Origin of the sequence: Microbacterium suaedae, assembly GCF_003254645.1 — a bacterium.
GTDB classification, from domain to species: Bacteria; Actinomycetota; Actinomycetes; order Actinomycetales; family Microbacteriaceae; genus Microbacterium; species Microbacterium suaedae.
On record NZ_PNFD01000002.1, the window covers coordinates 37,626 to 50,762 of the forward strand.

Genomic DNA, 13,137 nt, shown 5'->3' on the forward strand with positions numbered 1-13,137 from the left:
ATCGGAACACGAGGAGCCCCATGAACACGAGGGTCAGCCGCAGCGCCCGGCGGCGTACGACCATCGCCGCCGTCGTGATCCTCATCGTGCTGCTGGCCTTCGCCGTGCGCCTCGTCGACATTCAGGTCGTCCGGGCGCAGGAGCACATCGACGACTCGCTGAAGGTCGGGAACTTCGTGGGATCCGACACGCTCTACGGCGTGCGCGGCGAGATCGTCGACGATCAGGGACAGGTGCTCGCGAGCAGCTCGGTGCGCTACACGCTCGCGATCGATCCGAGCCTGGCCGACGACGTGAAGCGCATCGACGAGGCGGGGGATGTGTACGTCGAATCGTGGGGCCGCATCGCCGAGCGCATCGGCGACGTGATCGGGATGTCCGGTTCCGAGGTCGAGCGGATCGCGGCGGACGCCCTCGAGAGCAATCCCGATGCCCAATGGGCACTCGTCGACCGCGGTCTCACGACCGAGCAGTACCGGGCGCTCCTCGAGCTGGATGCGCCGATGATCACGTTCGAGACCGACCGCTCGCGCACCTATCCCAACGGCGCCGTGGCCGGGAACCTCGTCGGCTTCACCCGGACGAGCGACGATACGCCGCTCGCCGGGTACGAATTGCTGGAGAACGCCTGCCTCGAATCGACGGATGGCAAGGTCGAGTACCAGCGCTCCGGAGACGCGGGCGTGCGGATCCCCGGGACGACGACCGAGACGCCCGCGCAGGACGGCGGGACGCTGCAGCTCACGATCGACACGGACCTCAGCTGGTATCTGCAGCAGATGCTGAAGGAAGAGGTCGAGGCCCAGCAGGCGAAGGCCGGATCCATCATGGTCGTCGAGATCGCGACGGGCGAGGTGAAGGCCGCCGTCGACTACCCGACGCTCGACCCGAACGATCCGTCTGCCGTCGACGAGGAGTATCGCGGGGCGAAAGTCTTCACGCGGTCGTTCGAGCCCGGATCCACCTTCAAGGCGATCACCGCGGCCACCGTCCTCGATCAGGGCGCCGCGACGCCGCTCACCGAGATCGTCGCGTCTGGCTACGAGCAGTTCCCGAACGGCGCGGTCGTCGGCGACAGCTTCGACCACCCCACCTACCGGTACACCGTCAACGGAGCGCTCGTCGACTCGTCGAACGTGGCATTGTCGAAGATCGGCACGCTCGTGCCGGACGAGACGCGCCACGACTACCTCGAGCGCTTCGGCGTCGGTACGCCGACGCCGATCGGATTCACGGGGGAGCAGTCGGGCGTCCTGCACCCCGTCGATGAGTGGGACAACCAGAGCCGCTATGCGACGACGTTCGGCCAGGCGTTCACGGTCACGATGCCGCAGGTCGTCAGCGCCTATCAGACCCTCGCCAACGATGGCGTGCGCAAGCCGCTGCACATCGTCGACAACTGCACGGGTGCCGACGGCGAGGTCACGGAGCCCGACCTGCCCGACGACGAACGCGTGGTGAGCGCCGAGGCGGCGCAGCAGACCGTGTCGATCCTCGAGAACGTCGCCAACGAGGGGTCCGTCTCGGAGATGATCCAGGTGCCCGGCTACCGCATCGCCGCGAAGACAGGCACGGCGCAGAAGACGGACGGCAACGGCAGGTACAAGGCGGGCGTGTACTTCACGAGCCTCGTGGGGATCGCTCCCGCAAACGATCCTCAGTACGTCGTCATGGTCAGCCTCGATGAGCCGCGTAGAGTAACGTCGTCTGCGGCCACGGCCCCGGCATTCCAGAAGGCGATGACGCAGGTGCTCAAGACCTACCGTGTGATGCCGTCCGAGGAGCCGTACGAGCCGCTCCCCAAGTTCGCAGAATGACGCGCCCGATGCGCGAAGGATCTCTCACGACATGATCGCTCTCACACTCGCCGAGATCGCCGCCGTCACCGGCGGCGATCTGATCGAGTTCGGTGACGACACACCCGAGACGCTCGTCTCGGGCACGGTCGACACCGATTCCCGCAACATCTCCCAGGGCGGCATCTTCGTCGCGAAGCCCGGTGAGGAGACCGACGGCCACCTGTTCGTCGGTCGCGCTGCCGAGGCCGGTGCGGCTCTCGCGATCGTCGAACACCGAATCGACGCGCCGGTCTCGCAGATCGTCGTCTCGGACGCGGTGGCGGCTCTCGCGGACCTCGCGCGCGAGGTCGTCGCGCGCGTGCGTGCGCGCGGTCTGCTGAAGATCGTGGGGATCACCGGATCCAACGGCAAGACGACCACGAAGAACATGCTGCGCGCCATCCTCGAGGCCGAGGGGGAGACGGTCTCGCCCGTTGCGTCTTTCAACAACTCTGTCGGCGCGCCGCTCACAATGCTGCGCGTGACCGAGAGCACCGAGTTCCTCGTGTGCGAGTTCGGCGCCGATGGAGCGGGGCAGATCGCGCGGCTTGCGGGTCTCGTCACTCCCGATGTCGGCGTCGTGCTCATGGTGGGGATGTCCCACGCGGGTGGCTTCGGCGGCCTCGAGCAGACGGCGATCGCCAAGCGCGAGCTCGTCGAGCAGGTGCGAGCGGGCGGCGTCGCGGTGCTGAACATCGACGATCCGCGCGTGGCGGCGATGGCGCCGACCGCCGAGGAGCGCGGAATCGGGGTTCGCTGGTTCGGCGAGGGCGAGGGCGCCGACGTGCGAGCCCGCGATCTGTCGGTCACGGCGAGCGGCACCGACACGGTCCTGGATGTCGACGGTGAGGTGATCCCGCTGCACGTCCAGGTGCTCGGCGCTCACCACGTCAAGAACGCGCTTGCCGCGCTCACGGCGGCCATCGCACTCGGTGTCGAGCCGCACGCGGCCGTCAAGCAGCTCGCGAAGGTCGAGCTCGCCGAGCGCTGGCGTATGCAGATCCTGGGTTCCGAGCGCGTCACGATCATCAACGACGCCTACAACGCGAGCCCCGACGCCATGCAGGCGGCGCTGCGCACCCTCGCGCAGATCACGGAGCCAGACGAGCGGATGGTCGCGGTGCTCGGAGCGATGAGCGAGCTGGGCGAGCGCGACGTCGAGGAGCACCGCAGCATCGGCCTCCTCGCCGTGCGCCTGCGAATTCCGCGCATCGTGGTCGTCGGAGCCGAGGCGCGGCCTCTCTACCTGTCGGCGATCGCCGAGGGATCATGGAGCGGAGAAGCGGTGTTCTTCGAGACCTCGGATGAGGCGTACGACTATCTGACTGACGAACTGCGCGACGGCGATCGCGTGCTCGTGAAATCATCCAACGCGGCTGGTCTGCGGTTCCTCGGCGATCGTCTGGGAGAATCGTTCTCGTGAGATCACTTCTGGCGGCGGCGGCGATCTCGCTCGCGTTCACACTCCTGCTCACCCCCGTGTTCTTCCGGATGTTCCGCGCATGGGGCTGGGGACAGGTCATCCGCACCGACGGCAAGGGCTTCAACGCACCGAAGCACGAGACGAAGCGCGGCACGCTCACCATGGGCGGCGTCATCTTCATCCTCGGCACGATCGTCGGATACGCGGCAGGCACCTATGCAGGTGGCAATCCGCCGACACTCTCGGGATGGCTCGTCATCTGGGCGATGCTCGGTTTCGGCACCGTGGGCTTCATCGACGACTACATGAAGGTCAAGATGCAGCACTACGCGGGGCTGAGCGGATGGAAGAAGATCGTCGGCCAGATCCTCGTGATGGTGCCGTTCGGCATCGTCGCGCTCAACTTCCCGAACAGCTTCGACCTCACGCCGAGCAGTGGATACATCTCGTTCATCCGCGACATCGACGTTCTGTCGTTCATGGCGCTCGCGCCCGTGCTCGGCTGGTTCCTCTACCTCGCGTGGCTGTCGCTGCTCGGCACAGGATTCAGCAACTCGGTCAACCTCACAGATGGCCTCGACGGGCTGGCCGCCGGCGCGAGCATCTTCGTCGTCGGCGCCTACAGCCTCATCGCCTTCTGGCAGTTCAATCAGGCCTGTGTCTCGAGCGGCACGCTGCCCGACAACCTCTCGGCCTGCTATTCCGTGCGCGACCCGCTCGATCTCGCCATCGTCTCGGCCGCGTTCGTGGGAGCACTCGCTGGATTCCTGTGGTGGAACGCGCCGAAGGCGAAGATCTTCATGGGCGATGTCGGCTCGATGGCGATCGGCGGCGTGATCACCGCGATGGCCGTGCTCACGCGTACCGAGCTGCTTGGCGTGCTCATCGCCGGCCTGTTCGTCATGTCGAGCGGATCCGTGATCCTGCAGCGCCTGTACTTCAAGCTCACGCGAGGCAAGCGACTCTTCCTCATGAGTCCCATCCATCACCATTTCGAGCTGCGTGGATGGCATGAGTCGACGATCGTCGTGCGGTTCTGGATCATCGCGGGCCTGTTCGCCATCACGGGCGTCGGCCTGCTCTACATCGAATGGCTTTCTCGCGTATGACCGTTCTGTCTGATCGTCTCGACACGCTCACGAGCTGGCGCGCCGACTGGACGGGGCTCCGCGTCGCGGTGCTCGGCCTGGGGGCGACGGGTTTCTCGGTCGCCGACACGCTGGCCGAGCTGGGGAGCGATGTGCTCGTCGTGGCCGAGAGCGCACCTGACGAGTACGCGCGCCTCCTGCCCGTGATTGGCGCGCGGCTCGACGAGACGTCGCTCGATGACATCCCCTCCTCGCTCGTCGACTTCGCGCCCGAGGTCGTCGTCGCTTCTCCCGGTTTCCCACCGACCCACCCGGTTATCGAGTGGGTGCGCGCGCAGGGGATCGCGCTCTGGGGCGACATCGAGCTCGCCTGGCGCGTGCGCGACAAGGTCGTGCGCGATGACGGACGTCCCGCCGAGTGGCTGCTCGTCACGGGGACGAATGGGAAGACCACGACGACGAGGCTCGCTGCGACGATGCTCGTCGAGGGCGGTCTGCGAGCCGCTCCCTGCGGCAACATCGGTGTGCCGGTCCTCGACGCGGTACGGGATCCAGCGGGCTTCGACGTTCTCGTCGTCGAACTGTCGAGTCACCAGCTCTGGTACCTCGGTCTCGACGACGGCGTCGGCGCTCTCGTCCCGCACTCGTCTGTGTGCCTGAACCTCGCCGACGACCACCTCGCCTGGCACGGGTCGGCGGCCGCCTACCGCGACGCGAAGGCAATCGTCTACCGTCACACGAAGGTGGCTTGCGTCTACAACAAGGCAGACGAGCAGACGATGCGCATGGTTGAAGAGGCTGAGGTCACCGAGGGCGCGCGCGCGATCGGCTTCGACCTCGGCGTTCCGGGCCCGAGTGATCTCGGCATCGTCGACGGCATCCTCGCCGACCGCGCGTTCGTGGAGAATCGGCGCACCTCGGCGGCCGAGCTCGCCACAGTGGAAGAGCTTCGCGAGCGTGGCCTCGCGATGCCGCACATCGTTGCGAACATCCTCGCCGCCGCTGCTCTCGCACGCGCGGTCGGGATCGAGCCGTCGGCCGTGCGACGCGCGCTCGCGGACTTCGAACTGGATCCGCATCGCATGCAGCTCGTCGCGCACGCCGACGGCGTCGCATGGGTCGACGATTCCAAGGCGACGAATCCGCACGCCGCGATCGCCTCGCTCACGGCCTTCCCGCAGGCCGTGTGGATCGTCGGGGGTCTGTTCAAAGGCATCGACATCGGTGATCTCGTGCGCGAGCGCGGCGGCTCGGTCACGGCGGCGATCGCAATCGGCGTCGACCGGGATCCCGTGCGCGAAGCGTTCGCGCGACACGCGCCCCACGTGCCGCTGTATGAGGTCGACGACGCTCAGACTGAGGGCGTCATGGCGCGTGCGGTCGAGCTGGCTGCGCGGGCCGTAGGGGCGGACGGCGTCGTGCTTCTCGCCCCGGCCGCGGCCTCGTTCGATCAGTTCGCGAGCTATGGCGAACGCGGAGACAGGTTCCAAGACGCGGTGCGAGAGCGGATCGAGAGGGGGAGCTCGGATGACTCAGACGGCTCGGCCCCCGAAGCGGGCTGAACGAGGTCCTCTCGCGGCGCGGATCGCGCTCGGTCGCGGCTTGGCGCCGCTTCCGATCGAGTTCCTCCTGATCGGATCCTCCGCGATCCTCCTGACGGCTTTCGGTGCCGTCATGGTGTTCTCGGCCACGACTGTCGAGTCGATCGCCGAGACCGGCGGTCCGTACAACGACGGCGTCAGCCACCTCATCTATGCCGCCGTCGGCATCCCGCTCATGTTCGTGATGAGCCGATTCTCGGTGCGCTGGCTGCAGCGGATCGCCTGGCCGGTCTTCGTGCTCGGCCTGGTGCTGCAGCTGCTCGTGTTCACTCCGCTCGGATTCGGGTCCGGTGGCAATCGGAACTGGCTGAATCTCGGTGTCGCGACGATGCAGCCGTCCGAGTTCCTCAAGCTCGCGCTCGTGCTGTGGATCTCGTTCATCCTGTACCGCAAGCGCGACCGGCTCACGAGCTTCTGGCAGTTCGCGATCCCGGTCCTCCCGGGCGCGGCGTTCGCGCTGGCTACGGTCCTCGGGGGTGACGACCTCGGCACGGCGACGATCATGGCGATGCTCGCCCTCGGTGCGCTGTTCTTCGCGGGGGTGCGCCTGCGCTTCCTCGTGCCGATCGTGCTCGCTGGGTCCGCGGCCGTCGCGATCCTCGCGATCACGAGCCCGAACCGCATGACGCGCATCCTGTCGGTGTTCGATCCCGACTGTGACCCGCTGAGGGAGTGCTACCAGCCGTATCACGGCCTCTGGGGTCTCGCCGGCGGGGGGATCCTCGGACGGGGGCTCGGCAACTCGCGCGAGAAGTACAACTGGCTTCCCGCCGCGGCGGACGACTACATCTTTGCGATCGTCGGGGAGGAACTCGGCCTCGTCGGCTGCCTCGTCCTGTTCGCGCTTCTCGCTGTGCTTGCGGTCGGCATCTTCCGCATCGTGCGTCGCACCGATGACCTTTTCGTCCGCGCGACCGCGGGTGGGATCGGCGTGTGGATCATCGGACAGGCGCTCGTCAACATCGGCGTCGTCATCCGCGTCCTGCCCGCGCTCGGTGTGCCTCTGCCGTTCCTCTCGGCGGGCGGTTCCTCGCTGCTCGCGGTGCTCCTCGCGTGCGGCGTGCTCCTCGCGCTGGCGCGCACGCTTCCCGACGGGAGTGCGCCTGTCGGGGCCGTTCCCGCAGCTCGCAGGTCGTAAGATCGTCCGGTGACGACGTACCTGCTCGCCGGCGGAGGAACCGCCGGACACGTGAACCCGATGCTCGCGGTCGCCGATGGCCTGCGGGCACGCCGTCCCGACGACGAGATCCTCATCCTCGGCACGGCGGAGGGCCTCGAATCGCGTCTCGTTCCCGAGCGCGGCTACGAGCTGCTGATCGTGCCGAAGGTGCCGTTCCCTCGCCGTCCCAACGGAGACGCACTCCGCTTTCCGGTGCGATTCTCGCGAGCGGTGAAGACCGTGCGCGGCTACCTGCGCGATCGCGGTGTCGACGTGGTGCTCGGCGTCGGAGGCTATGCGGCGGCACCCGCCTACGTCGCGGCGCGTCGCGAGCGGATCCCGACCGTCGTGCACGAGGCGAACGCGCGCCCCGGGCTCGCGAACGTCCTCGGCGCACGGGGCGCGGCCGCGGTCGGCGTCGCGTTCGAGGGGACACCGCTCAAGGGCGGTGAGGTCGTCGGCATGCCCCTCCGCCCTGAGATCGTCTCGCTCGACCGCGCCGCGACGAGGGACGAGGCGGCCCGCGCGTTTGGTCTCGACCCGGCGCGCCCCGTGCTGCTCGTATTCGGCGGCTCGCTCGGCGCGCGGCGGCTGAACTCGACGCTCGCCGAATCGTGGCGTGACATCTGCGCCTCCGGTTGGCAGATCCTTCACATCACGGGGGAGAAGAACGCCGTCGATGCGTCGGACGAGCCGGGGTACCAGGTTCGCCCGTACGTCGATCGAATGGACCTCGCTTTCGCCCTCGCCGACGTGATCGTCGCGCGCTCGGGCGCTTCGACCGTGTCTGAGGTCTCGGCGCTCGGGATCCCTGCCATCTATGTGCCGTATCCGGTCGGCAACGGCGAGCAGCGGCTCAACGCGGCCTCGGCCGTGCGCCGCGGTGCGGCGCGCCTCGTGGAGGATGCCGCGTTCACCCCCGAATGGGTGCGTCGCGAGCTCGTGCCGCTCCTCTCCGACCCCGAGCAGCTTGCCGCGGCTGCGGCAGCCGCGGAGGGCGAGGGGACGCGCTTCGGCACCGAGAACGTCATCGCTCACCTTGACCGCGCCCGCGACGCTCACCCGGAGGACCGCTCATGATCGCTCCCGACCTCACGGTTCCGATCCCCGACGACATTCGATCGGTGCACTTCATCGGCATCGGCGGATCCGGCATCTCGGGGCTTGCGCGCATGTTCCTGCAGGCGGGCGTGCCTGTCTCAGGATCCGACCGCGCGGAGAGCCAGAACACGCGCGACCTCGCCGAACTCGGAGCGCGGGTGCACATCGGGCATGACGCGGCCAATCTCGGTGATGTGGATGCCGTCGTCTACACGGGCGCGATCTGGCCCGAGAACCCGGAGTATCTCGCGGCCAAGGAGCGGGGCATTCCCGTGCTGCATCGCTCGCAGGCGCTGAAGCACCTCATCGGGGGCCGACGCCTCGTGTCGGTTGCGGGTGCGCACGGCAAGACCACGTCGACGGGCATGATCGTCACGGGCCTTGCGGAGCTGGGGGGCGACCCGAGCTTCGTCAACGGCGGCGTCATCCAGCAGTTCGGCGCGTCGAGCCGTGCCGGCGGGGACGATCTCTTCGTCATCGAGGCGGACGAGTCGGACGGTACCTTCCTCCTCTATGACACGGCGATCGCGCTCATCACGAACGTCGATGCGGATCACCTCGATCACTACGGCTCGTATGAGGCATTCGATGACGCGTTCGTCCGGTTCGCCGAGGCGGCGAGCGAGGCCGTGGTGATCTCGGCGGATGACGAGGGCGCCCGCCGCGTCGGCGCACGTCTCGCGCACCCGCACGTCGTCACGTTCGGCGAGTCTGCGGGTGCGGACCTGCGCGTCGTCGACATCGACACCGAGGGGCCCGTGTCCTTCGCGCTCGAACGGGACGGGGAACGGGCAGAGGTGCGCCTCTCGGTGCCTGGACGCCACAATGCGATCAATGCGGGCGGCGCCGTCGCGGTTCTCGTCGCCCTCGGTCACGAACTCGCAGACGCCGCGCGGGCGATCGAGGCGTTCGGTGGCACCGTACGGCGATTCGAACTGCACGGTACGGCCCGCGGCGTCCGCGTGTATGACGACTACGCGCACCATCCGACCGAGGTCGCGGCGGCGCTGTCCGGTGCCCGATCGGTCATCGGCCAGGGGCGGATCATTGCGCTCCACCAGCCCCACACCTATTCGCGGACCCAGCTCATGGCGGGTGAATTCGCGAACGTTCTCGAGGAATACGCCGACCATTCGGTCGTGCTCGACGTCTATGGTGCCCGCGAGGACCCGATCCCCGGGGTCACGGGGCGCCTCGTCGAGGAGGGATTCGCGGATCCTTCGGCCGTGACGTATGCGCCCGACTGGCAGCAGGCCGCTTCCTGCGCTGCGGGGGTCGCGCGCGACGGCGACATCATCATCACCCTCGGCTGCGGCGACGTGCACCGGATCATTCCCCAGGTGCTCGAGGCGCTGGGCCGCGAGGAGTGACGGGCGCGTGAAGCGTCCCGGACCGCTGCCGCCGCCAGCGCGGCGCCCTCGGCCGGAGGAACCGGTCGAGGAGGAGGGCGACGCGTTCGCCGAGCCGGAGCGCGGCAGACTCGCGTCGATCCTGCCGTTCGCCCGTCGGCGCGGACCGGCGGGATCGGAGGAAGCCGTCGACGAAGGTGATGCGCCCTTCGAACGGAGAGAAGAATCCGACGCGTCAAAGGGGCCGTTCGGTGTGTGGCGTGCGGAGCGCCGACGCCGGAAGGCAGAGCGTGCCGAGGTCCGTCGATTCACGGCTCGTGCGAGACGGCGCCGGATCATCTGGCTGAGTTCCCTCGGCGTCCTCGCCCTGCTCGTCGCGGGCACGGTCGGCGCCGCGTACAGCCCGCTCTTCGCGGTCGAACGCATCACCGTCCGCGGCGTATCGGCGCTCGACTCCGAGGCGGTCGCCGATGCGCTCGAGGGGCAGCTGGGGCGCCCGTATCCGCTCGTCGATCACGATGAGATCCGGTCGGCGCTCATCGGCTTTCCCGTTGTCGAGACGTACTCGGTCGAGTCGCGCCCGCCCCACGATCTCGTCGTGCGGATCGTGGAGCGCACACCGGTGGCTGTCGTCGACACCGATGCGGGGTTCACGACCGTCGACGCGGCGGGGGTCGCGCTGCGAACGACAGAGCAGCAGCCCGACGGCCTGCCGATCGCCGAAGTCGAAGGCGGGCTCGCTTCGGAGGCATTCGGGGCGGCGGGACAGGTGCTCCGGTCGCTCCCGGCCGATCTCGCGGAGCGGGTGACGGCTGTGCGCGCGACCTCTCCCGAGGACGTCTCATTCGATCTGCCGGACGGCGGCGGGGTGACGATCGAATGGGGGAGCGCCGAGGCGACGGCGGAGAAGATCGACACTCTCAGGGCCGGATTCCTGGCCGCCCCTCCCGAGACGGTTTCGACCTACGACGTGTCGTCGGCCGGCGTTCTCGTCGTGGACTGACGCGAGTTTTCTTGACACGCCTCGGCGCGTTGCCGCAGTGTGCGCACCTCGCCCCGTACCGTCGAGGGCGAGCAGAATACATGCCGGTGAATACTTTAACCCTCTCATTAAGGTTGAAGGTTTGAGGTTCCCGGTGGCAGCCCAGGTTCCGTCGATGGAGGCAGCATGAGCCAGAACCAAAACTACCTCGCCGTCATCAAGGTGGTCGGCGTCGGCGGTGGCGGCGTCAACGCCGTCAACCGAATGATCGAGCTCGGGCTGCGTGGCGTCGAGTTCATCGCGATCAACACTGACGCGCAGGCACTCCTCATGAGCGACGCCGACATCAAGCTCGATGTGGGGCGCGACCTCACGCGAGGCCTCGGTGCGGGAGCCGACCCCGAGGTCGGGCGTCGCGCCGCGGAGGATCACCAGGAAGAGATCGAACAGGCCCTCGCGGGTGCTGACATGGTCTTCGTGACCGCTGGTGAGGGCGGTGGCACGGGAACGGGTGGTGCGCCCGTCGTCGCCCGCATCGCGAAGTCGATCGGGGCGCTCACGATCGGCGTCGTGACGAAGCCGTTCTCGTTCGAGGGCCGTCGCCGCCAGCAGCAGGCCGAGCAGGGCGTCTCCGTCCTGAAGGAAGAGGTCGACACGCTCATCGTCGTGCCGAACGACCGTCTGCTCGAGATCAGCGACCGCGGGATCTCGATGGTCGAGGCCTTCGCCACGGCTGATCAGGTTCTGCTTGCCGGTGTGCAGGGCATCACCGATCTCATCACGACGCCGGGTCTCATCAACCTCGACTTCGCAGACGTCAAGAGCGTCATGCAGGGTGCAGGGTCGGCCCTCATGGGGATCGGATCCGCCCGCGGTGCGGATCGGGCGATCAAGGCTGCCGAGCTGGCCGTCGAATCGCCGCTGCTCGAGGCTTCGATCGAGGGCGCGCACGGCGTGCTGCTGTCGATCCAGGGCGGGTCGAACCTCGGCATCTTCGAGATCAACGACGCGGCGCGCCTTGTGCAGGAGGCCGCGCACCCCGAGGCGAACATCATCTTCGGAACCGTCATCGACGACACGCTCGGCGACGAGGTGCGCGTGACGGTCGTCGCCGCAGGCTTCGATGGAGGGGAACCGCAGCCGCGGGTCGATGTTCCGGCATTCGGCGGACGCGGCGAAGAGCCGTCGCGGCCGACCCTGCCGGGCGATGCCCGAACGTCGGTCACGGTTGCCGCATCCGAGAAGTCGGAGGACGCCGCTACGAGCGAGGAGCGCGAGACCACGGCGGCCGAGCCCGCCGTTCCTTCCGTCCCCGCGACTCCCGCACTCAGCGAGTCGAGCGGTTTCGACGACGATGACATCGACATCCCCGAATTCCTGAAGTGACGACGCTCGCCTCCCGCCTGGCCGAGGTCGACGGATCCATCGCCGAAGCGGCGAGGTCCGCCGGCCGCGATCCGGGGGAGATCGCACGCATCGTCGTGACGAAATTCCACCCCGCCGCGCTCGTGCGCCAGCTGCACGATCTCGGTGTGCGCGACATCGCAGAGAATCGTCAGCAGGAGCTGACGGCCAAGCGGGATGAGCTCGTCGATCTCGGCGATATGCGTTGGCACTTCGTCGGGCAGATTCAGTCGAAGAAGGCCCGGGCCGTGCGCCGAGCCGCGTCGGTCGTCCATTCGGTCGACCGCGAGAAGATCGTGCACGCTCTCGAAGATCCGGCGGCAGACCCGATCGACGTCCTCGTGCAGGTTAACCTCACGGACGATCCGCAGCGCGGGGGTGTTGCGCCGGAGCATGCCTCACGCCTCGCTGAGACGATCGCCGCCGCCGATTCCCTGCGCTTGCGGGGTGTGATGGCGGTCGCTCCGCTCGACGAGCGGCCTGCTGCGGCGTTCGAGCGCCTGGCGCACTGCGCCGAAAACGTGCGCGCCGTAGACGCGGGGGCGACGTGGATCTCGGCCGGCATGTCGCAGGACTTCGTCGAGGCGATCGCGTGCGGCGCGACACACCTCCGGATCGGCACGGCAATCACCGGTCCGAGGCCCCCGCAGGATTAGCCTGCAGACAAGACGAGCATCAACCGGAGGACGCCATGGCGAACGCGCTCAAGAAGACGATGGTCTACCTCGGCCTCGCCGACGAAGAGGAATACGTCGAAGAGGAGGCCGCGCAGGCTCCCGCCCGCACCCCTCAGCGTGAGGAGAAGCATGACGACGAGAAGCCGGCTCCCGTGACCCCCCTGCGTCGCCCCGCCGTTGTGCGGCAGCCCGCGGCTGACACGGTCAACGAGATCGTGACTGTGCACCCGAAGCAGTATCGCGACGCGCAGACGATCGCGGAGCAGTTCCGCGACGGCCTGCCGGTCATCATCAACGTCTCGCAGATGTCCGACGCAGACGCGCGTCGCCTCATCGACTTCGCGAGTGGTCTTTCCCTGGGGCTGTATGGGCGCATCGAGCGCGTCACGAGCAAAGTCTTCTTGCTCAGCCCTGAGAACATCGCCGTCTCGGGTGACGGGGGCATCGCCCCCGCTGAGGCCGGGGCATTCGACAGCTGACCTTGCGGGATTCGCTCGTCGGGCCCGGTGCGCCGT

The 13,137-nt window shown here is 68.1% G+C and carries 11 protein-coding genes; all 11 read left to right on the top strand.

The genetic code is table 11. The annotated features are described in order from the left end of the window. Positions 1-20: 20 nt before the first annotated feature. Positions 21-1,817: a peptidoglycan D,D-transpeptidase FtsI family protein gene (locus C0012_RS06680; protein ID WP_110589345.1), complete on the top strand. Its 1,797-nt coding sequence runs from the start codon at positions 21-23 to the stop codon at positions 1,815-1,817. A gap of 31 nt (positions 1,818-1,848) precedes the next feature. Continuing rightward, positions 1,849-3,261 (top strand): UDP-N-acetylmuramoyl-tripeptide--D-alanyl-D-alanine ligase, encoded by a 1,413-nt coding sequence (locus C0012_RS06685; protein WP_110589344.1) that lies wholly within the window; start codon positions 1,849-1,851, stop codon positions 3,259-3,261. Next, entirely contained in the window at positions 3,258-4,370 is a 1,113-nt protein-coding gene (mraY, locus tag C0012_RS06690) for a phospho-N-acetylmuramoyl-pentapeptide-transferase (protein WP_110589343.1), read from the top strand. The genes C0012_RS06685 and mraY overlap by 4 nt, the downstream gene beginning before the upstream one ends. Next, positions 4,367-5,911 carry a UDP-N-acetylmuramoyl-L-alanine--D-glutamate ligase gene (gene murD, locus C0012_RS06695; protein WP_232527814.1) on the top strand — a complete coding sequence of 515 codons (1,545 nt, stop codon included), beginning with the start codon at positions 4,367-4,369 and terminating at the stop codon, positions 5,909-5,911. Before mraY ends, murD begins: the two co-directional genes overlap by 4 nt. Continuing rightward, positions 5,877-7,088 carry a putative lipid II flippase FtsW gene (gene ftsW, locus C0012_RS06700; protein WP_110589341.1) on the top strand — a complete coding sequence of 404 codons (1,212 nt, stop codon included), beginning with the start codon at positions 5,877-5,879 and terminating at the stop codon, positions 7,086-7,088. Before murD ends, ftsW begins: the two co-directional genes overlap by 35 nt. Positions 7,089-7,097: 9 nt before the next feature. Then, entirely contained in the window at positions 7,098-8,189 is a 1,092-nt protein-coding gene (locus C0012_RS06705; protein ID WP_110589340.1) for a UDP-N-acetylglucosamine--N-acetylmuramyl-(pentapeptide) pyrophosphoryl-undecaprenol N-acetylglucosamine transferase, read from the top strand. Beyond that, the gene (gene murC, locus C0012_RS06710) at positions 8,186-9,580 is read left to right on the top strand and encodes a UDP-N-acetylmuramate--L-alanine ligase (protein WP_110589339.1); all 1,395 of its coding nucleotides are present in this window, start codon (positions 8,186-8,188) and stop codon (positions 9,578-9,580) included. Before C0012_RS06705 ends, murC begins: the two co-directional genes overlap by 4 nt. 7 nt (positions 9,581-9,587) lie before the next feature. Beyond that, on the top strand, positions 9,588-10,562 hold the full coding sequence (locus tag C0012_RS06715; protein ID WP_162621865.1) for an FtsQ-type POTRA domain-containing protein: 975 nt from the start codon (positions 9,588-9,590) through the stop codon (positions 10,560-10,562). Between the two features lie 165 nt (positions 10,563-10,727). Continuing rightward, entirely contained in the window at positions 10,728-11,927 is a 1,200-nt protein-coding gene (ftsZ, locus tag C0012_RS06720) for a cell division protein FtsZ (RefSeq protein ID WP_110589337.1), read from the top strand. Further along, positions 11,924-12,601, top strand: a complete 678-nt coding sequence (locus C0012_RS06725; protein ID WP_110589336.1) for a YggS family pyridoxal phosphate-dependent enzyme — start codon at positions 11,924-11,926, stop codon at positions 12,599-12,601. Before ftsZ ends, C0012_RS06725 begins: the two co-directional genes overlap by 4 nt. Positions 12,602-12,636: 35 nt before the next feature. Continuing rightward, complete coding sequence (locus C0012_RS06730) at positions 12,637-13,101, top strand: cell division protein SepF (RefSeq protein WP_110589335.1); 465 nt, start codon at positions 12,637-12,639, stop codon at positions 13,099-13,101. Positions 13,102-13,137 lie beyond the last annotated feature (36 nt).